Below are 20,033 nucleotides of genomic sequence, written 5' to 3' on the forward strand. Positions count from 1 at the left end.
AATGGCGGTAAAAGTAGTGATGCCAAAATTGGGAATGGCCATGAAACAAGGGGAAGTATCGATATGGAATAAAAAAGTAGGCGACCCGGTTGAAAAGGGAGAAAGCATTGCCAGCATTCAATCGGAGAAAATTGAAATGGAGATCGAAGCGCCTGAAAAAGGAACGCTGATCGATATCAAAGTGAAAGAGGGAGAAGAGGTTCCGCCCGGCACAGCTATCTGCTATATCGGGGACGCCAATGAGTCGGTGCAGGAAGAGGCGAGTGCGCCTGTTGCTGAAGACAATATGCCGCAAGCCGTTCAGCCCGTCAAACAAGAAAACAAACCCGCAGCTTCCAAAAAAGATCGAATGAAAATATCTCCAGTCGCCAGAAAAATAGCAGAAAAAGCAGGATTAGACCTAAAACAACTGAAAGGAACTGGACCAGGCGGACGAATCGTGAAGGATGACGTAACAAAGGCCCTTGCTGAACAGAAAAAAGATCAGGCAAAGCCTGGTTCGGAACAGAAAGCGCAGGAAATCCCGGTGACAGGCATGAGAAAGGTCATCGCTGCCCGAATGCAGGAAAGCCTGGCAAACAGCGCGCAGCTGACGATCACGATGAAAGCTGATATCACCAAGCTTGCCACTCTTCAAAAACAGCTTTCACCAACTGCGGAAGAGAGATACGGCACAAAACTGACGATCACTCATTTTGTCTCAAGAGCCGCCGTTCTCGCTCTGCAAGCTCACCCTGTGCTGAACAGCTTTTATCAAAATGAGCGCATCATCACACATCCCCATGTGCACCTTGGTATGGCTGTAGCCTTGGAAAATGGCTTAGTGGTGCCTGTCATCCGCCATGCTGAAAAGCTATCGCTGATTGAACTGGCTCAATCCATCTCAGAAAATGCCAAAAAAGCACGCGAGGGACGTGCGGGAAGCGAAGAACTGCAAGGATCTACTTTCTCCATTACAAACCTTGGCGCGTTTGGAGTTGAGCATTTCACACCGATACTAAATCCGCCGGAAACAGGCATTCTCGGCATCGGAGCAAGCTATGACACACCGGTGTATCAAGGGGAGGAGATCGTCAGAAGCACGATCCTGCCGCTCAGCCTGACATTTGATCACAGAGCGTGTGACGGCGCCCCTGCCGCTGCATTCCTGAAGGCGATGAAAACATATTTGGAAGAACCCGCAGCATTAATTTTATAGGAAAAGCAGGTGAAAACGACATGACATTAGCCATTATCGGCGGCGGACCTGCAGGCTATGCGGCTGCGGTTTCCGCGGCACAGCAGGGCAGAAACGTGCTGCTCATTGACAAAGGCAAGCTTGGGGGGACCTGCCTGAATGAAGGCTGCATCCCGACAAAATCTTTGTTAGAAAGCGCAAACGTTCTTGATAAAATCAAGCATGCCGACAGCTTTGGGATCGAACTTCCGGCAGGTGCGATATCAGTCGATTGGAGTAAAATGCAAAGCCGAAAACAACAGGTTGTCAGTCAGCTTGTCCAAGGCGTTCAGTACCTAATGAAGAAAAATCAAATACAGGTTGTAAAGGGAACAGCCTCCTTTCTTTCTGAAAGAAAGCTCTTAATCGAAGGAGAAAACGGAAAAGAATTCAGAGAGGCGGATCAAGTATTGATTGCCTCCGGATCAGAGCCAATCGAGCTGCCTTTCGCTCCGTTTGACGGCGAATGGATCATCGACAGCAAAGACGCGCTTTCTCTTTCCGAGATTCCGTCTTCACTAGTCATTGTCGGCGGCGGTGTCATCGGGTGTGAGTATGCAGGGCTGTTCGCCAGATTGGGATCGCAGGTGACCATCATTGAAACAGCGGACCAGCTGATCCCGGCTGAAGATGAAGATATTGCCCGTCTCTTTCAGGAGAAACTTGAGGAAGATGGTGTCGAAGTGCATACCTCATCCAGATTAGAGCGGGTGGATCAAACAGCCAAAACGGCAATATGGAAAAGCGGTCAGCGAGAGTTTAAAACGAAGGCCGATTATGTGCTGGTGGCGATCGGCAGAAAACCCCGTCTTGACGGATTACAGCTGGAACAGGCCGGAGTTGATTTTTCTCCAAAGGGCATTCCGGTGAATGGGCACATGCAGACGAACGTGCCTCATATTTACGCGTGCGGAGATGCTATAGGGGGCATTCAGCTCGCGCATGCCGCTTTCCATGAGGGCATCATCGCTGCTTCTCATGCTTCCGGAAGGGATGTCAAAATCAATGAGAAACATGTGCCGCGCTGCATCTATACGTCCCCGGAAATCGCGTGTATCGGAATGACAGAACGACAGGCAAGAAGCATATACGGGGATGTGAAGATCGGCGAATTTTCATTTTCCGCAAACGGCAAGGCGCTCATTAAACAGCAAGCGGAAGGAAAGGTCAAAATCATGGCTGAACCGGAATTCGGCGAAATCGTGGGTGTCTCGATGATTGGCCCGGATGTAACCGAGCTCATCGGCCAAGCGGCAGCGATCATGAATGGTGAGATGACGGCAGATATGGCGGAGCATTTTATCGCCGCCCATCCGACTTTATCGGAAACATTGCATGAGGCGCTGTTAAGCACGATCGGCCTTGCGGTACATGCATAATAAAGGAAAAGCAGGCGCATGGATATAAGGCGCCTGCTTTTTTATTGTTGAAAGCGCTTTATTTTTCCCCTACAATAGATGAAAACGGCGTGTAAGGGAGGAGCGATCAAGGAAATGAATTCGGTCCCAAACGATTTGCAAACCTGGAAACGTTTTGTGAAAGACGGTGTGCTTGACGAAGCCCGAATAAGAAAACGGATCGCCGAGTCATGGCATCGCTGCAAAAAAGCTGAGGTCAATCCTTATTTAGAAAAAGGCCCGAGGGTTTTACAGCAAACGGAGCTGGATCAGCAGTCAAAAAAGCATTCATTCTTCCTGACGACCGCAAAGCCTTACCTCGAAAAACTGCTGCCTGCCATAAAAGAAATGGAAATGATGGCGCTGTTAATTGATTCAGATGGTGTTGTACTGGCATTGGACGGCCATCCCCGCGCGCTCTATGAAGCCAAACGCATCAATTTCGTCGAAGGGGCATGCTGGACAGAAACGGCTGTCGGAACAAATGCGATTGGCACGGCGCTCCACATCAGCGAGCCGGTTGCAATACAAGGATCAGAGCATTACTCTATCGCTTCCCATCTTTGGAACTGTTCAGCTGCTCCGATTCACCATGAGGATGGCAGCCTTGCGGGTGTAATTGACATATCATGCCCGGCGGCAGGCGCGCATCCTCATATGCTCGGTATTGCCACGGCGATTGCCTATGCCGCTGAACGGGAACTCGCAGCTAAAAGCCGTGAGAAAGAGCTGGAGCTGATCAGCCGTTTTGGGGAGAGAGCTGCATCCAGTGTGCCGATGGTGCTCTGTAATACCAAGCAGCACATCATCAGTGCGAGCATGCCGATTCGAACCTCAATGCCGGATTGGCAGGGCCGGCACCTGTACGAGTTGAAGGAACGGGGCTATTCAATCGAAAATGCTGTCACCATAGGAGATGGCGGCACTTGTTTTTATCTTTCGGAACAAAAGAAAAAGAAGGCGTTTCGATTCAATGGAGTGATCGGGCAAAGCGGCCGATCGCAAGCGATGCTGATGCACCTTGAACGAGCAGCTGCGACGGATGCAACGGTCTGTTTGTCGGGTGAAACGGGTACGGGGAAGGAGGTCGCGGCTCGCGCGCTTCATGAGAACAGTGAGAGACGGCACGGTCCGTTTGTTGCTGTCAATTGCGGAGCGATTCCGTCTGATTTGATTGAAAGCGAACTGTTCGGCTATGCAGAGGGCGCTTTTACGGGAGCGAAGCGAAATGGCTATAAAGGCGCTTTTCAAAAAGCGAATCAAGGCACCTTATTTTTAGATGAGATCGGAGAAATCTCCCACTCGATGCAGGTTGCGCTTTTGCGTGTGCTTCAGGAACGCAAGATTACGCCAATCGGCGGGGCAAAAGAAATTCCGGTTGATATCAGAGTCATTGCCGCCACACATTGTGATTTACGCGAGCTTGCCGAAAGCGGAAAAATCAGAGAGGACTTGTTTTACCGCCTTCATGTCTATCCAATTGAACTTCCTCCATTGCGCGATCGCCCCGAGGATATTCCGGACCTCTTCGAGTACTTCAAACAGAAGAATCATTGGCCAGGCGAACTTCCTTCTGATTTTTGCGAGGTGCTGAAGCATTGGAAGTGGCCGGGAAATATCCGTGAGCTATTTAATGTGTTTGAACGTCTTTCCATCAGATTTCCGGAAGGCGGGCTTGGGGATGAGCCGCTTTCCGCTTTACTGGAAGCCGCTGGACTGCCGGTCAGCACTGCAGAAAAACAGCCCGCTGCTGCCGGCGTGCTCAAACTTCGTGAGCAAATCCAAAAGGATATGATGATCAAAGCGCTTGAATCCGCAAAAGGAAACGTCTCTCAAGCCGCCAAAATCAGCGGGATCCCCCGAAGCACTTTCTACAAACGCCTGAAAAAATTCAACTTGTCCGCTGAATCATAAAGCATACTTCCTTCAGGAAATGGAAACGTTATGTATTGAAGGAGGGTGTTACGATGAATATTCAAAGGGCGAAAGAAATTGTAGAATCTCCCGACATGAAGAAAGTAACATATAACGGCGTTCCTATTTACATTCAGCACGTAAATGAAGAAACTGGAACAGCAAGAATTTATCCGCTTGACGAACCGCAAGAGGAGCATGAAGTGCAGCTGAACAGCTTAAAAGAGGATTAAACAAAAATGGCCCGCTTCATAAGCAGGCCATTTTGTTATCCGCGCGGCGCAAATAAAATAACACAGACACCGATGAGACAAATGAATGCGCCGATCCAGTCATACAGATCAGGTGTTTTCCGGTCAACAAGCCTTCCCCACAGGACCGCAAGCACGATGAATACTCCGCCATAAGCGGCGTATACACGGCCGAATGATGGGAAGGACTGAAACGTCGGAAGAATGCCGTATACAATGAGGATCAGCGCCCCGGCGATTCCATAGCCGGCTGGCTTTGCCTCTCTCAGCCATAGCCAAACCAGATATCCGCCGCCAATTTCGGCAAGCCCTGCCGCGAGAAATAAAAGAATGGTAATCAGCATCATGAGCACTCCTCAATTTGCATTTATCTTTCATTATAGAGGAGGAGAGCTTTTAAAGCTTCGGATGATTCTCAAATTCCTTCAAATACGCACTGCGTTGGATGTCTGTAAACTGTCCGATCCAATTGCTTTTCGCCTCTTCATTCAGATGTGGAAGGATATAGCGTTCAACCGCTTCGAAAAACAACGGATTCGGAATGATGTTCCAAGTGGGAATGCGAATGGTCTTCTGATCAACGGTTTGGATCAATATATCTTCTTGGAAAATTCCTTTTAGACTAAATTTATGGCGGCTCATCTCAATTTTCTTGATATCAGTAAACGTAACAGACACTTTGTCAGTGAACACTTCTCCATTTTTTCCTGTCTTGATGCGGAAAATGGTATTTCCCCGCGGGGTGAAAGCCGGAAAGAAGATGATAAATAAATATAAACAAAACAAGGTGAACAGAAAGCCAGCAGGAATGGCTAATAGGTAATATTTCGTTTGAAACGTAATACCCATATAAAAGAGCCACAAACATGCTAATCCCATACCGGCAGATCCGACAAAAGCCCATATTCTCAGGAACATTTTGCTTTTGACTTCAATGATTTCTTGGTTTTTCAATGCTTTTCTCCTTTTGTTAATTCAATTCTTATCATTGTGAAATGATTTGATTTACAACATCCTTATGAGCAGGGAGGATAGAAAATGCATTCTGGGTGATGCCTGTGACAAGCCAAGTATGGTGGGCCCCCGGCAGGACAAATGCCATGTCAGCCACTTCAGGAGTGTTATCTTTGCCATATGCCAGACGCATAAGTGTATCCATTTTCCCTTTCCGCAAAGCCAAATCATTTGTAAATCGGGTAACGTCCTCTTGGTGGTCATGTTTTTCAAGGAACTCTTTTAGATATGAAGGGTTGTCTGAAGCGCCCTCCAAGAGTTTTTCAAATTCATTTGATGTCAATGTCACAATCGATTCTCTTTTATCCTCTGTATCTATTATATGTAAAAACTCATCTGTCTTAGCAAGTAACCCTTCACTTGATTCCATTTTTGTAATGCGATGGACTTGTTCATCAAAAAGGAGTTCGTGAGAGTAGGTGCCGAATTTTGATACATGGCAGGACACATTCTGTTCGGCGCCTTGCCCGTTAAATTTAGAAAGCTTCACTGTATAGTCAGCGTCGTTTAACACATGGATAAACGGACAGTATTCGTCCTTTAGCCGATATTGATGATTCCGATATTCCGCCGCATCTTTGGCTAAGAGTGAGCGGCACGCGGCTTCAAATAAGGCGCCGAGCTGTTCATCTTCTATTTCGGGAAAATAGGCTTGTTTTAAGGCCATTCCCTGTTCGAAAAACCCTTCGCTGTAAAAGCAAAATAAGAGTTCTTCTATGCTAATTGTAAACTGCTTCATTGTTTATTCTCCTATCCAAATGAAAATTTCCCTTTAAGGAAATGGGTTGCGCCGTGTATAAGCGAATCCGCTGTTTTCTTTGCTTTTTCCATTCCTTTTTTTGCGCTGTCTATCCCTTTATGTATCGATTTATTCGCCGCATCTATGCCGTCATTCACTGATTTGACGACTTTGCCGGCTGATTCCAGCCCTTTTTTGGCTGTATCAACAACAGCATGGATCGGTTCTTTCAGCTTTAAGGCTGCTTTTTCAGCAAAACCGGCTGTATATTTGGCGATTTGTTCTCCGACGACTCCGCCAATGTATGAACCTGCTGCCCCAAGAAGGACAGTACCCACAGGTCCTGCAAAGCTTCCGATTGCACCGCCGATGACAGCACCAGCTGTCGCACCGCCGGCAACAAAAATCGTATTATTCACAGCATTCCCGACGGCCTTGGCGTTTTCACGCTTGAGAACTTCGGGTTTGTCCTGGTATTTTGCATAATTTTCAGCAATTTTCACGCCTGCTCCGAATGTTTCGGTCGCACCGGTAATCAGTGTGGCGGTAATGGCATTTCCTTTCGCGAATCTCAAGCCCGTTTTTCCCACATCCTTCAAAGTGGAGCGTACGCCGGCTTCATTAAGAAATCCTTTTGTGTAGCTTCTGACGCTGTTTGAAAAATCCACCGTGTCCTGAGGGAAGTATTTTGTAAACTTTTTATGTACCAAATCTGAAAATGGACGGTTTGTCTTTTTCAACAAATATTTAGGATTCAAAAGCACTCTTGCCGCTTTTTGATAACGTGAGCTGTCAACGGCCCTGGAAATATCCAAGAGCAGTTTTGAGTGCTGGGCTGTATGCAAGCCGCTTGGCTGTTTCACAAATTTCGTAAGCCCTAATCCGTAATATTTTCCCTGCGTCAGCATAAGAGCGGTTAAGCTTGTCATCGTACCGTATTTGTCGTAGGCATTGTAGAGCTTTCGCAAAATATCATCTTGTTCCACAAATTTATCGCCTGTTTTTCTGATGAAAATCTCATTGTCACTCAGCTTAGTGACGAGCGCCTTTCCTGAGCTCCACGCATCGCCCACTCCAGAAAAACAGCTGCTGTAGCGGGGATCGCATTGCAAAATCATCTGCCCCAGCTCCACATGCAGGTCCTTATATTTGTTTTCCATATCAGTTAATTCAGTGACTACATCATTTGCAAGCTGTTCGAGCTTATCCGGATCAACTGCAATGTTTCCTGACACACCGTTCACCTCCCGAGTTTATGTCTTTCCTCTCTTGCTTTACGCTCCAGTTCTTCCATTCTGGCAATTTCAGCTTTTCGTTCTTCTATTTTGACAGCGGCAGCCTTCAGCTCTTGGCTTGTTTCAAGCAGCTCCTGTTCGAATTGATCGTAGGCGGCTTTCGTTTCCTCGAAATCCTGGTCAAACGAATCTCTTGATTTGCCCTGCCAAGCATCTCCCAATGCAGATAACCGGGATTCAAGCAACATTTTGGAGCTTCTGACCTCTTCTGCGGCCGCACTGTACTTGTTTGCCAGCTCAATGACTTTATATGAGTCCAACTTTTGTCCCCTGCCTTTTCTAAATTCACGCACAATTGGATGTTTTATATAAATGATTATAAATAATTCGGCATGTATCCGAATCGTACAAAAGAACCTTTTCATAAGAATTGGAAGGGCGTATATTCACTTAAAATTCACAGTTGGTGAGACTTTAAGATTACAAAAAAGGTAAAAAAAACAAATCCCTCAGACATAAGCCAAATGAGAAATTTCCCGCTCTATGGGAAAAAACACTAAAATTGATCAAATGACCTAAGTGCGCCAAACGTGTTACGGGACGGGCTATCTCATGGTATAAATGGAATTGTAAACGTTATCAAGGAGGTCGTCATATGAAGAAAAAATCATTCTCAATCGTAATAGCGGGCGGAGGGAGCACTTTCACTCCAGGGATCGTACTCATGCTCTTGGACCATTTGGAGGAGTTTCCGATCAGAAAGCTGAAGCTGTATGATAATGATAAGGAGAGACAGGATCGAATTGCAGGCGCCTGTGACGTTTTTATCAGAGAAAAAGCGCCGGATATTGAATTTGCAGCGACGACTGACCCGGAAGAAGCTTTTACAGATGTCGATTTTGTTATGGCGCACATCAGAGTAGGGAAATACGCGATGCGTGCGCTTGATGAGCAAATTCCGTTAAAGTACGGAGTTGTAGGCCAGGAGACGTGCGGGCCGGGCGGGATCGCATACGGTATGCGTTCGATCGGCGGTGTGCTTGAAATATTAGATTACATGGAAAAATACTCGCCTGATGCGTGGATGCTCAATTATTCCAATCCGGCGGCAATTGTGGCTGAAGCTACGAGACGCCTTAGACCGAATTCTAAAATTCTCAATATCTGTGATATGCCGGTTGGGATCGAAGACCGGATGGCGCAAATTCTTGGCTTATCCTCAAGAAAAGAAATGAAGGTCCGCTATTACGGATTAAATCACTTCGGCTGGTGGACATCAATTCAGGATCAAGAGGGCAACGATTTAATGCCGAAGCTGAAGGAGCATGTATCTCAATACGGCTATATTCCGAAAACAGAGGCTGAAGCGGTGGAGGCGAGCTGGAATGACACATTCGCCAAAGCGCGTGACGTGCAGGCCGCAGATCCTGATACACTGCCGAATACGTATTTGCAATATTATTTGTTCCCGGATGATATGGTGAAAAAATCAAATCCGAATCATACGCGGGCAAATGAAGTGATGGAAGGGCGCGAAGCTTTTATTTTCAGCCAATGTGACATGATTACACGTGAGCAGTCCACAGAAAACAGCGAAATCAAAATCGATGACCACGCATCATATATTGTTGATCTTGCCCGGGCGATTGCCTACAACACAGGTGAAAGAATGCTGTTGATCGTTGAAAATAACGGCGCAATTGCGAACTTTGACCCGACTGCGATGGTCGAGGTGCCATGCATTGTCGGCTCAAATGGGCCTGAACCGATTACCGTCGGCACCATTCCGCAATTCCAAAAAGGGCTTATGGAGCAGCAGGTATCCGTTGAGAAGCTGACTGTTGAAGCGTGGGCGGAGAAATCGTTCCAAAAGCTGTGGCAGGCGCTAATTTTGTCAAAAACAATGCCGAACGCGCGTGTGGCAAGACTCATTCTCGAGGATTTAATGGAGGCCAACAAAGACTTCTGGCCTGAGCTTGATCAAAGCCCGACCCGTATATCATAACTGAAATTCCCCCATTTTCGAATCTGTAATTGTATATAATAGAAAGAAAATGGGGGGATCTGATATGCAGCTCGAAGAACTGATCAATCAGCACTACAGCAAATTGAATGACAACGATTTTCATATTTTAAAATATATATTGAATCATAAGCACACATGCTATCACCTTGGAATCGACGCGCTGGCCAAAGCTTGCAGTGTATCGCGTTCCTCAATTTTACGGCTTGCCCAAAAGCTCGGTTTCAGTGGCTACAGTGAATTTCGCGTCTTTTTAAAGTGGGAAGATCAGCCGGAAGAAGGCGAGAGTATGAGTTTTGAAAAGCTGCTTGATGATATTGAAGCAAATTTGAAGTTCTTACGGACAAAGGACATGACGGACATGTGCCAGCTGATTGATGAAGCGGACCGCATTTTCGTCTACGGTTCTGGAAATGCGCAAAAGATATGCGCCCGCGACCTGCAAAGAATGTTTATTCCGCGCCATCGCTATCTTATTTTAATTGAAGATACAAATGAATTTAATTTGATGCGCGATGATTTTAAAGTAAATGATCTGTTTATCATCATTTCTCTTTCCGGAGAAACACCGGAGCTGATTCCTCAGGCAAGAATGCTTTCTGCAAAGGGTATTCCCTTTATTTCCATTACGAATTTAAAAAACAATGTCCTCGCCCAGCTGACTCCGCATAATCTTTATGCGACAAGCAAACCTGTGACATTAAGCGATAAAACGGAAATTGTCGCTTTTGCACCGTTTTTTCTCGTTGGCGAAGCATTGTTCCGCGCATATGTTGATTACAAAGAGGCAGAAAAAAATGACAATGACTAGCAGGGGGTTCTGGTATGATGCAAAAAATTCAGCGCTTTGGAAGCGCGATGTTTGTGCCTGTTTTATTATTCGCGTTCGCCGGCATTATCGTCGGTATCAGCACGCTCTTTAAAAATAAAACCCTCATGGGCCCGCTCGCCGATCCCGACGGTTTTTGGTATCAGTGCTGGTATATTATTGAGCAGGGCGGCTGGACTGTTTTTAACCAAATGCCGCTCTTATTCGCCATTGGCATCCCGGTTGCTTTGGCGAAGAAAGCTCAGGCACGCGCTTGTTTGGAAGCGCTTACTGTCTACCTGACATTCAACTATTTTGTCAGCGCGATATTGACGGTATGGGGAGGAGCATTTGGCGTCGACATGAATCAAGAGGTCGGCGGAACGAGCGGGTTAACGATGATTGCGGGCATAAAAACGCTCGATACCAACATTATCGGAGCCATCTTTATTTCTTCGATTGTCGTCTTTTTGCATAATCGCTATTTTGATAAAAAACTGCCCGATTTTCTCGGCATCTTTCAAGGCTCAACATATATCGTGATGATTTCCTTCTTTATTATGATCCCAATTGCCTTGGCTGTGTCTTATATTTGGCCGATGGTTCAATCGGGAATCGGCTCGCTTCAAAGCTTCCTGGTTGCTTCTGGGGCGATGGGCGTTTGGATATACACGTTTTTGGAACGGATTTTAATTCCGACCGGCCTTCATCACTTTATTTACACGCCGTTTATTTATGGCCCGGCTGTAGCGGAAGGCGGGATCGTCACGTATTGGGCACAGCATCTTGGCGAATATTCGCAAAGCGCCAAACCGCTGAAGGAGCTCTTTCCGCAAGGCGGATTCGCGCTTCACGGCAACTCGAAAATCTTCGGTATTCCGGGTATCGCCCTGGCTTTTTATGTGACAGCCAAAAAGGAAAAGAAAAAACTCGTCGCAGGGCTGCTGATTCCTGTCACACTGACAGCGATTGTCGCCGGTATTACAGAGCCGATTGAGTTTACGTTCTTATTCATTTCACCTTTCTTATTTGCGGTTCACGCCGTGCTTGCCGCCACAATGTCGACAGTTATGTATATGGCCGGCGTCGTCGGAAATATGGGAGGCGGACTGATTGAGGCGGTAACCTTGAACTGGATTCCGCTCTTTGGCAGCCACGGTATGACATATGTGTATCAAATTTTGATCGGGCTCTCGTTTACAGCAATTTATTTTTTCGTCTTCAGATTTTTAATCCTCAAATTCAATATCGCTACACCAGGACGGGAAAAGGATGAACAGCAGGAAACAAAGCTATATTCGAAAAAGGAATACAGAGAACGAAAAAACAAGGATGAAACGGCCTCCGCTGCTGAAACGGCTGATGACACCGCTTTTCTGTATATTGAAGCGCTGGGCGGAAAAGACAACATCACTGAAGTCACAAACTGCGCCACCCGCCTCAGAGTCAGTGTCAAGGACGAAACAAAGGTTGAACCCGACAGCGTATTCCGCGCGCTTGGCGCACACGGCGTTGTCAGGAACGGGAAGGCGTTTCAGGTAATTATCGGATTAAGCGTACCGCAGATGCGGGAGCGTGTGGAAAAATTACTGAATGAATAGTCAAAATTATTTTATCTTGCGCTGTTTAAAGACAGCGCTTTTTTGTTTGTCATACGTTTGCCACTTATAAGTGCAAGGGATGTTATGTTTCTTAAAAACTGAAACCAATAGGGGGAGTAAAAATGGAAAATTATACAACGTTTTTAGGTCTTTACAAACCTGAAAGCACTGAAAGTATTGAAATTGATTCCAAGCTTGCCGAGAATTTCGAAACGATTGATAGTAAAATTGGGATTGCATTAAGTAATGGAATAACAACTTTTGAAAACTTAAATGAAAGACTCAAAATGTATGAGAACAGATTTGAGTACCTTGATGAACGAAACGTAATGGATTATGGAGCTAAAGGAGACGGGGTCACAGATGATACGCAAGCATTTCATGATGCGATGGCTGAAGGCGGTTATCTCATAAAAGTCCCTGCAGGCGTATTTAGGGTATCTGGCTTGCTCGTTCCTTCGAATACAATGCTGGTTGGAGCGGGTAAAAAAAGGACCATCATCAAGTTATTAGACGATACGCCAGTTGGTCACTCTGTACTCACCAATAGTGATCATACAAATGGTAATGAAAATATCTACATTGGACATTTGACACTGGACTGGAATAAAGATACGCGTCCTGCTGGATGGAAGATCCCTAAGGGGCCCACTTCAAGCTGCTTGCTTTTTGCAAATGTGGATTACTCTTTTGTAGAGCATGTTTTTGCAAAAAATGCCGGCCTTCACGGGTTTGATGCTACAAGCCCTAATTATAACAGACACGGAGAAAATGATGATCCTACCTTTTATCAGCCTGGTGGCTGCAACTTTGTAACCTTCTCATATTGCGAAGCAACAGGCTCTGGCGATGATAATTTCACATGTCACTTTGGAAAGCATACGACTTTCAGTCATTGTCTTTCTTACCATCCGATGGGGTTAAATGATGGGTCTTCAAATACAAACTGTTTTGAAATCGATGATGGCTCTCAGGATGTAATGGTTGATAGCTGCATCGCAATTGGAGGAGTTCGAGGATTTGAAATTAAAGCTCATGATTATGCTCCGGCTGCAAAAAGAGTTCAACTTGTGAACTGCCGTGCCTATGAAAATGCAATTAGTTTTTGCATTCGGCATATAGGACACCACACAGCAAGTGATCCTCAATCAGCATCAGCTCATGACGTTCAGCTGGCTAACTGTATCGCATATAACCCTAAGCCGAGTGATCTGTACAAAGGGGCAGGGCCGAATGCATTGCAAATTTCAGGTTACGATGGCGTCAATGTGGTTAATTTTCATGCTATATGCGATGATTCCTCCATTAACTATAAGGGAAATTCAGTCGTAAGCGTGTATTATAAAGGGCGTCTAATCAATTTAAAGAATATAACGATTCGAGGATTTAAAACTGCTGATAATGATCTTTATATTGTAGGTGGCGACAATTCTGTCGGCAAGGTAATGATTGATGGTGTGACATTGATCGATTCAGCCGAAAAGGGTGTTGTTTTTGGGAGCGGTATGTACGAATCTGTAGTTAGTAATGTATGGGGGCAAAGATCGCCTAAAAATAACAGTGGTACAGTGGGAATTTTTTCTGTTGACCCTGATCTTAATGTTTCTAATTGTGACTTTTCAGGCTACGAAACAGATTTTAAGATTGGCGGCGTTGTGACGCCGTACTTTTTGTTTAAACATAAAGGAAGCGGGATTATTGGCTCTCGTGATTCCCACGCTACTGGAAATAATAATTTTGTAGCTGGATCTGTTCGAAGCAGAGCAACTGGGGCTGCTCAATCTTCTGTGATAGCCTCATATAATACGATCAATCCGAACTCAGACTCTGTTGCTTTAGGATGGGCAAGTGGGAGCACACCATCCTCATCAAACAGAAAGATAGAATTTCATGCAAAAGATGGAACGATTAAGGCTTCAGGAAGCATAAAAAGTTCCCAAACGTTCTCGGATTACGCTGAATATTTTGAGAGCCTAAGCGGTGAAAAAATTCCGGCAGGAACCCTAGTTACTTTGGAGGGTGATAAAATTAGACCTGCAAAAAAAGGTGACTTTATGCTTGGAGTTATTTCTGAAACAGCTGGTGTGATACTTGGTGAGTCAAGCTTCCATTGGTCTGGAAGATACCTGAAGAATGATTTTGGCGGGTATATTTATGAAAAACAGAAAGATGCCAATGGCCAAATCGTCATGGCGCCTATGGAAAACCCTGATTATAAGCCAGATAAGAACTATGCCTCTAGGGAAGAGAGGGATGAATGGAATGTTGTGGGCCTTGTAGGACAGGTTTATGTAAGATGCGACAGCACAGTAGAAGCCGGAGACTTTATTCAAGCGCATAACAACGGAATTGCTACAAAAACGGTATCTCCTAAACAAAGGTGGCAGGTCATGAGAGTCATCAAAGAGTTCGACAAAAGTAAGGGATATGGAGTGGTTTTAGTTTTTATTCGGTAACATTAAAATGTACAGATTCTAAATAGAGTGCTTAACAATGCACTCTATTTAGAGTTTTAATTAGATTTTAGAAATTTTTCACCGCATTTTTATGAGATTATATTCCTCGCAAAAAGGTCTTCATTTTAAAATTTATCTTTTTCATTATTCCTACAGTTCCAGCAATCTTCCTAATTTATCTAAGTCTATCCAGCACCTCAACTTAAGTAGAGTAAAATCTTTGATATTTTTTAATGAACGCAGATCAGCAGTGAATAGCTCTCGAATAAAAGATAAAGTGATTTTGGTTATCGATAAATTCAGTGCTTTTCTATGCTTTCATAACACTTCATGACAGTAAAATTCTTTCATCAAGCCTTATAAACAATTAAAATAAAAAGTACATATTGCTAAAAGGGGTTTGGAGGCTTTTACATGCAAAAGGCTTTGTCGTTTTTAAAACCATATTCATTGCTGGCGGGAATTGCTCTGATTCTTATGCTGACGGAGCTTGCAGTTGAACTGATGCAGCCTTTATTGATTGCAAAAATCATCGACGATGGGATATTGAAGCAAGATCTGCGGCATGTATGGATATGGGGCACGGTCATGATCGGGCTGACCGTGTTATCCTTTGCGGCGGGGATGCTGAATTCCTTTTATGCCGCCCATGTCAGCCAAAGCTTTTCCTATGATACGAGAAAAGGGCTTTTTCAAAAAATCCAGTCCTTCTCCTATTCCACATTTGGACAGTTTTCGTCCTCTTCTTATATTACAAGGCTGACAAACGACGTCACACAGGTTCAAAATATGATTTTTATGAGTTTGCGGTTTATGCTGCGGGCTCCCTTAATGATTGCAGGCGGCATTGTGCTGTCGCTTGCCGTTAATGTGAAACTCGGGTTTTTTCTGCTTGTGACCATTCCGATCCTGATCTTGTTTTTGCTATGGGTATTAAGGAAAGGCGGGGCACTGTTCCGCTCAGTGCAGAAAAGGCTGGATCAAGTGAACACCATCATGCAGGAAAATTTAATTGCAATCAAGCTGATCAAAGCGCTGCTTCGCGGCAGCCACGAAGTCAAACGATTTATCAAAGCCAACACAAGGCTGATGGAAAAAACGGTTTCGGCCTTTCAGCTTGTGGAATTCACGATGCCTGTACTGATGCTTTTGATGAATCTCTGCATCCTTTTGATTTTGTGGGCGGGGTCCTACAGTATTACGAGCGGAAGCACTCAGGTTGGCGATGTTGTTGCGATAATTAACTACGCAACACGAATTACAGGCGCGCTTTCGATGTTTCCGTTTTTGATTATGATTTTCACCCGGGCGAAGGCTTCAGGGGATAGAATCGGTGAGGTGCTTGAAACAGAAGGCGACGAGCGGGAGGAAGGCACCATATCTGATCGTTTGTCAGGACGGATTGAGTTTCAGCATGTATCCTTTCGCTATCCTGAAATGGACAGAGAAGCGCTCAGGAATGTCTCATTTTCCGCAAAGCCAAGAGAAACGATCGCGATTCTCGGTGCGACGGGCTCGGGCAAGTCCACGCTTTTTCAGCTCATTCCGCGGCTTTATCAGCCGGATTCAGGCCGCATTTACATAGATGAAAAGCCGGTTCAAGATATTCCGGCTGAAGGGCTGCGCAGGCAAATTGGATATGTACCGCAGGAAGTCCTCTTGTTTTCCGGCACAATCAAAGAAAACATCGCTTGGGGCAAAGAAAATGCTTCACTAGATGAAATAATGGATGCGGCCAAACATGCGCAAATTCATGAAACGATTTTGAAGCTCCCAAATGGATATGACACTGTTTTGGGGCAAAGAGGCGTCAACCTGTCCGGCGGCCAAAAGCAGCGGATTTCCATTGCGCGGGCGCTGATTCGAAAACCGGCTATCCTTCTATTAGATGACAGCACAAGCGCACTTGATCTGCAAACGGAGGCGAAGCTGCTTGAAGCAATCAGCACATACCATTGCACAACTTTGATCATTACACAAAAAATAACCACGGCGATGAAAGCTGATCAGATTTTGCTGCTAGAGGACGGCGAACTGATTGAAAAAGGCACTCACAGTGAGCTGCTTTCTGAATCTCAGTTATACAAGCGCATTTACGAGTCACAATTCGGAAGGGAGGGGAGCGAGTCATGCTAAAAGACATCCGCAAGCCTTTCCAATATCCCAAACTGCCAATTGACAAAAAAGAAGGCGCGAAAAAGCGGGCCAAAGCAAAGGATACAAAGGGCACACTGAGACGAATCTGGTCTTACTTGGCTGAAAGAAAAGGACTGCTCATACTTGTCATGCTAATGGTTGTCATCAGCGCCATATTCGGACTCCTTGGTCCCTTTGTGATCGGAAAGGCCATCGACCATTTTATCGTCGGGAAAACGGTCAGCGGCTTGATTCCTGTTTTGCTTCTTCTGCTTGCTATCTATATCATTCAGTCCCTGTCGCTTTGGTTTCAAAACTATTGGATGATTACGATCTCGCAGGGCACGGTTTTCAGAATGAGAAGCGAATTGTTCACCCATCTGCATGAGCTGCCGATTCCATTTTTTGATAAACAGCGGCACGGCGAGCTGATGAGCCGGGTGACGAATGACATCGAAAATGTCAGTTCTACCTTAAATACGTCAGTCATTCAAATTTTGTCAAGCGTGATCACCTTTGTCGGGACCATTGCAGTCATGCTGTACATGAGCCCGCTCCTTACATTGATTACGCTGACCATTATTCCGGTGATGGCAGCGAGCCTGAAATGGATCACCAACCGAACGGGAAAGCTGTTTAAAGAACAGCAGAAAAACCTTGGTGATCTGAATGGGTATATTGAGGAATCTGTTTCAGGCGCAAAGGTCATCAAAGCATATTCACGTGAGAAGCAGATTACTGCTGAATTTCTCGAAAAAAACGCTGCACTCAAGACGTCGGGCTTTTGGGCGCAGACGATTTCCGGGTTTATCCCGAAGGTCATGAACTCTTTGAATAACTTAAGCTTTACAATGATAGCGGCAATCGGCGGTTTGTTTGCGCTGAAAGGCTGGATCTCGATCGGCTCCATCGTCGTCTTTGCCGAGTATTCAAGACAATTTACACGCCCTTTAAACGATCTGGCCAACCAGTTTAATACGATGCTGTCCGCAATCGCCGGCGCTGAACGGGTGTTTGACGTGCTTGATGAAAAAGAAGAGCGCGAGGATGAAAAGAACGCCGTGCATCAGCCCATCCAAACAGGCAGCATTGAATTCCGGGATGTGTCCTTCGGTTACGATAAAGGGCAGCAGACACTGAAGCATTTACAGTTTACCGTGCCTGCCGGGCAGTCCATCGCGTTTGTCGGGCCGACGGGGGCGGGAAAGACAACCGTCACTAACCTTCTCGCCCGTTTTTACGAGCCTGACAAAGGAAAAATTTTAATCGACGGTACAGATATTAAAACCCTTACTAGAGCAAGCCTAAGAAAAAACATGGGGTTTGTTCTTCAGGATTCTTTCTTATTTCAGGGAACGATCAGAGAAAACATTCGCTATGGCAGGCTCGATGCTTCTGATCAGGAAGTCGAAGCCGCTGCAAAAACAGCGAATGCCCATAGCTTTATTGAAAGGCTGCCAAAAGGGTATGACACCGTGCTGACGCAAAACGGTTCGGGCATCAGTCAAGGACAGAAGCAGTTGATTTCTATAGCGCGGGCGGTGCTTGCTGATCCGGTTCTTCTCATTTTGGATGAAGCGACAAGCAACATTGATACCGTAACAGAAGTCAACATTCAAGAAGCGCTCGCCCGTTTAATGGAAGGAAGAACAAGTGTCATCATTGCCCACAGGCTGAACACCATTCAAAGAGCGGACCAGATTGTGGTGCTAAAAGACGGTGAAATGATTGAAAAAGGCAGCCATGACGAGCTGATTCGGCAAAAAGGATTTTACAGTGACTTATATGAAAGCCAATTTGAGAAATAGACCTTTGTCCTGCACAGAGGTCTTTTTTGTTACAGTTTTATAGTACTTTTATTTCATTTTCGTAAAATGTAACAAAATTACTTGACGTAAACAAGTTATGTATATATACTAGCTTACATTAAGTAAGTGATAACATTTATCAAGGAGGATAAAATGAATAAATCATTTGAAATTGGCACATTACTTTTAAGAGTTATTACAGGTATTATCTTTTTTGTTCACGGTTTATCAAAGTTTCAGGGAATGGAGGGCACCATCCAATTTTTCGGCAGCATAGGCCTTCCAAGCTTTATGGCGTATGTCATCGCAGCGATTGAACTCATTGGCGGAGTGCTTGTCTTCTTCGGATTGGCTACACGTATTGTCGGTGTACTGTTCGCCCTTACACTGATCGGCGCCATCATCACTGTTAAGCTGAAAGCGCCATTCATGGGCAATGCAGAATTTGATTACCTTCTGCTTTTGACATCCATTCACCTGGCGCTTACTGGAAGTCGATTCCTGGCGCTGGACCCATTTGTGTTTAAAGGAAAAAAGAACGAAAACGTTTCAGCATAAGAAAAGAGGCATGCAGCATGACCAGTATTCATGAGGATACACACATTGGCTATGCCAAACTCACAATTCGCAGTCTGGAGCGTTCGCTTCAGTTCTACTGTAACGTCATCGGTTTTCAAGTCTTAAAAAAGACGGATCGCCAAGCTGAATTAACGGCTGACGGGAAACGCGTACTGCTTATTCTTGAAGAAAATTCGAGCGCTGTCGTCTTGCCTGAACGGTCTGTGACAGGCCTTTATCACTTTGCGATTCTTCTTCCGGACAGGAAGGAACTTGGGATCGCGCTCGCCCGCTTGATTGAACACGGCATTGCTATCGGACATGGAGACCATGCTGTCAGCGAAGCGCTCTACCTGTCTGATCCTGACGGAAACGGCATTGAAATGTATGCTGACCGCCCCCGCAGCACGTGGCAGCGTGATCGGGAAGGAAACTACGTCATGACGACAACCGCTGTTGACATTGAGGGCCTTCTGGAAGAGGCAGGAGATGAGCGGAAAACATCGCTTCCGAACGATACAATCATCGGACACATTCATCTGCATGTCAGTGATTTGAAAGAAGCAAAGGCGTTTTATACAGATGTACTGGGCTTTGACATTGTCGGAAACTATGCTGGCATGTCCGCCCTCTTCGTTTCAGCCGGGGGGTACCACCATCATATCGGCTTAAACATTTGGGCGGGAAGAAATGCGCCGCCTAAACCGACAAATGCCAGCGGACTAGACTATTACACTGTTGTCCTGCCTCACCAAGAGGAGCTGGATTTAGTGGCAAACCGAGTCAAACATGCCGGGTATTCGATTGAAGAGACGGAAAACAGCTTTCGTGTGAAAGACCCTGTTTCCGGCGCCTATATTACATTTGTGATTTAACT

17 protein-coding genes are annotated in these 20,033 nt (G+C 45.5%); 12 read left to right on the forward strand and 5 right to left on the reverse strand.

The features are described 5' to 3' along the window. The first annotated feature begins 1 nt into the window (after position 1). From acoC to MKX71_RS04445, 4 genes are all read left to right on the forward strand, one after another. The gene (acoC, locus tag MKX71_RS04430; protein WP_160221440.1) at positions 2–1,198 is read left to right on the forward strand and encodes an acetoin dehydrogenase complex dihydrolipoyllysine-residue acetyltransferase; all 1,197 of its coding nucleotides are present in this window, start codon (positions 2–4) and stop codon (positions 1,196–1,198) included. Positions 1,199–1,218: 20 nt separating this feature from the next. Then, positions 1,219–2,595, forward strand: coding sequence for an acetoin dehydrogenase complex dihydrolipoyl dehydrogenase (gene acoL, locus MKX71_RS04435; protein WP_339231775.1), 1,377 nt, complete (start codon positions 1,219–1,221; stop codon positions 2,593–2,595). A gap of 114 nt (positions 2,596–2,709) precedes the next feature. Then, positions 2,710–4,527 (forward strand): acetoin dehydrogenase operon transcriptional activator AcoR, encoded by a 1,818-nt coding sequence (acoR, locus tag MKX71_RS04440; RefSeq protein WP_339203567.1) that lies wholly within the window; start codon positions 2,710–2,712, stop codon positions 4,525–4,527. Between the two features lie 53 nt (positions 4,528–4,580). After that, the gene (locus MKX71_RS04445; protein ID WP_003244276.1) at positions 4,581–4,760 is read left to right on the forward strand and encodes a small acid-soluble spore protein H; all 180 of its coding nucleotides are present in this window, start codon (positions 4,581–4,583) and stop codon (positions 4,758–4,760) included. A gap of 35 nt (positions 4,761–4,795) precedes the next feature. Here MKX71_RS04445 and MKX71_RS04450 read toward each other — a convergent pair whose 3' ends face one another. From MKX71_RS04450 to MKX71_RS04470, 5 genes are read right to left on the reverse strand one after another with little or no spacing between them, the layout of a single operon-like run. Then, on the reverse strand, positions 4,796–5,125 hold the full coding sequence (locus tag MKX71_RS04450; RefSeq protein ID WP_339231776.1) for a YnfA family protein: 330 nt from the start codon (positions 5,123–5,125) through the stop codon (positions 4,796–4,798). A gap of 49 nt (positions 5,126–5,174) precedes the next feature. Next, positions 5,175–5,732, reverse strand: coding sequence for a YfjD family protein (locus MKX71_RS04455; RefSeq protein ID WP_003244496.1), 558 nt, complete (start codon positions 5,730–5,732; stop codon positions 5,175–5,177). A 31-nt stretch (positions 5,733–5,763) separates the two neighbouring features. Beyond that, positions 5,764–6,531 carry a hypothetical protein gene (locus MKX71_RS04460; protein WP_042978110.1) on the reverse strand — a complete coding sequence of 256 codons (768 nt, stop codon included), beginning with the start codon at positions 6,529–6,531 and terminating at the stop codon, positions 5,764–5,766. Positions 6,532–6,542: 11 nt separating this feature from the next. Next, positions 6,543–7,766, reverse strand: coding sequence for a hypothetical protein (locus tag MKX71_RS04465; protein WP_003243998.1), 1,224 nt, complete (start codon positions 7,764–7,766; stop codon positions 6,543–6,545). A 5-nt stretch (positions 7,767–7,771) separates the two neighbouring features. Next, the gene (locus MKX71_RS04470; RefSeq protein ID WP_014476174.1) at positions 7,772–8,086 is read right to left on the reverse strand and encodes a WXG100 family type VII secretion target; all 315 of its coding nucleotides are present in this window, start codon (positions 8,084–8,086) and stop codon (positions 7,772–7,774) included. A 335-nt stretch (positions 8,087–8,421) separates the two neighbouring features. On the opposite strand from MKX71_RS04470, the gene glvA reads away from it, so the two are divergent. The 8 genes from glvA to catE all read left to right on the forward strand — a co-directional run bounded on the left by glvA (position 8,422) and on the right by catE (position 20,031). Next, the gene (glvA, locus tag MKX71_RS04475) at positions 8,422–9,771 is read left to right on the forward strand and encodes a maltose-6'-phosphate glucosidase (protein ID WP_015252538.1); all 1,350 of its coding nucleotides are present in this window, start codon (positions 8,422–8,424) and stop codon (positions 9,769–9,771) included. Positions 9,772–9,835: 64 nt separating this feature from the next. After that, complete coding sequence (gene glvR / locus MKX71_RS04480; protein WP_015252537.1) at positions 9,836–10,600, forward strand: MurR/RpiR family transcriptional regulator GlvR; 765 nt, start codon at positions 9,836–9,838, stop codon at positions 10,598–10,600. 14 nt (positions 10,601–10,614) lie between these two features. Next, positions 10,615–12,198: a PTS maltose transporter subunit IIBC gene (malP, locus tag MKX71_RS04485; protein WP_339176025.1), complete on the forward strand. Its 1,584-nt coding sequence runs from the start codon at positions 10,615–10,617 to the stop codon at positions 12,196–12,198. A 122-nt stretch (positions 12,199–12,320) separates the two neighbouring features. Continuing rightward, positions 12,321–14,654, forward strand: coding sequence for a peptidase G2 autoproteolytic cleavage domain-containing protein (locus tag MKX71_RS04490; RefSeq protein ID WP_014479191.1), 2,334 nt, complete (start codon positions 12,321–12,323; stop codon positions 14,652–14,654). Between the two features lie 414 nt (positions 14,655–15,068). Continuing rightward, positions 15,069–16,790 carry an ABC transporter ATP-binding protein gene (locus MKX71_RS04495; RefSeq protein WP_089172489.1) on the forward strand — a complete coding sequence of 574 codons (1,722 nt, stop codon included), beginning with the start codon at positions 15,069–15,071 and terminating at the stop codon, positions 16,788–16,790. Beyond that, positions 16,784–18,598 (forward strand): ABC transporter ATP-binding protein, encoded by a 1,815-nt coding sequence (locus MKX71_RS04500; protein WP_029726856.1) that lies wholly within the window; start codon positions 16,784–16,786, stop codon positions 18,596–18,598. The genes MKX71_RS04495 and MKX71_RS04500 overlap by 7 nt, the downstream gene beginning before the upstream one ends. A 153-nt stretch (positions 18,599–18,751) precedes the next feature. Continuing rightward, positions 18,752–19,156: a DoxX family oxidoreductase CatD gene (gene catD / locus MKX71_RS04505; protein WP_015252533.1), complete on the forward strand. Its 405-nt coding sequence runs from the start codon at positions 18,752–18,754 to the stop codon at positions 19,154–19,156. Between the two features lie 17 nt (positions 19,157–19,173). After that, positions 19,174–20,031, forward strand: a complete 858-nt coding sequence (catE, locus tag MKX71_RS04510) for a catechol 2,3-dioxygenase (protein ID WP_339231777.1) — start codon at positions 19,174–19,176, stop codon at positions 20,029–20,031. Positions 20,032–20,033 lie beyond the last annotated feature (2 nt).

The sequence above is a fragment of the Bacillus sp. FSL M8-0071 genome (genome assembly GCF_037975455.1).
GTDB lineage: Bacteria > Bacillota > Bacilli > Bacillales > Bacillaceae > Bacillus > Bacillus subtilis.

What these genes read in the sequence shown, in the direction of transcription:
- MKX71_RS04450 (WP_339231776.1), bottom strand. Translation starts at nt 5,125, where the DNA reads ATGATGCTGATTACCATTCTTTTATTTCTCGCGGCAGGGCTTGCCGAA.
- acoL (WP_339231775.1), top strand. Translation starts at nt 1,219, where the DNA reads ATGACATTAGCCATTATCGGCGGCGGACCTGCAGGCTATGCGGCTGCG.
- glvR (WP_015252537.1), top strand. Translation starts at nt 9,836, where the DNA reads ATGCAGCTCGAAGAACTGATCAATCAGCACTACAGCAAATTGAATGAC.
- MKX71_RS04460 (WP_042978110.1), bottom strand. Translation starts at nt 6,531, where the DNA reads ATGAAGCAGTTTACAATTAGCATAGAAGAACTCTTATTTTGCTTTTAC.
- catD (WP_015252533.1), top strand. Translation starts at nt 18,752, where the DNA reads ATGAATAAATCATTTGAAATTGGCACATTACTTTTAAGAGTTATTACA.
- malP (WP_339176025.1), top strand. Translation starts at nt 10,615, where the DNA reads ATGATGCAAAAAATTCAGCGCTTTGGAAGCGCGATGTTTGTGCCTGTT.
- glvA (WP_015252538.1), top strand. Translation starts at nt 8,422, where the DNA reads ATGAAGAAAAAATCATTCTCAATCGTAATAGCGGGCGGAGGGAGCACT.
- MKX71_RS04495 (WP_089172489.1), top strand. Translation starts at nt 15,069, where the DNA reads ATGCAAAAGGCTTTGTCGTTTTTAAAACCATATTCATTGCTGGCGGGA.
- catE (WP_339231777.1), top strand. Translation starts at nt 19,174, where the DNA reads ATGACCAGTATTCATGAGGATACACACATTGGCTATGCCAAACTCACA.
- MKX71_RS04490 (WP_014479191.1), top strand. Translation starts at nt 12,321, where the DNA reads ATGGAAAATTATACAACGTTTTTAGGTCTTTACAAACCTGAAAGCACT.
- acoC (WP_160221440.1), top strand. Translation starts at nt 2, where the DNA reads ATGGCGGTAAAAGTAGTGATGCCAAAATTGGGAATGGCCATGAAACAA.
- MKX71_RS04445 (WP_003244276.1), top strand. Translation starts at nt 4,581, where the DNA reads ATGAATATTCAAAGGGCGAAAGAAATTGTAGAATCTCCCGACATGAAG.
- acoR (WP_339203567.1), top strand. Translation starts at nt 2,710, where the DNA reads ATGAATTCGGTCCCAAACGATTTGCAAACCTGGAAACGTTTTGTGAAA.
- MKX71_RS04500 (WP_029726856.1), top strand. Translation starts at nt 16,784, where the DNA reads ATGCTAAAAGACATCCGCAAGCCTTTCCAATATCCCAAACTGCCAATT.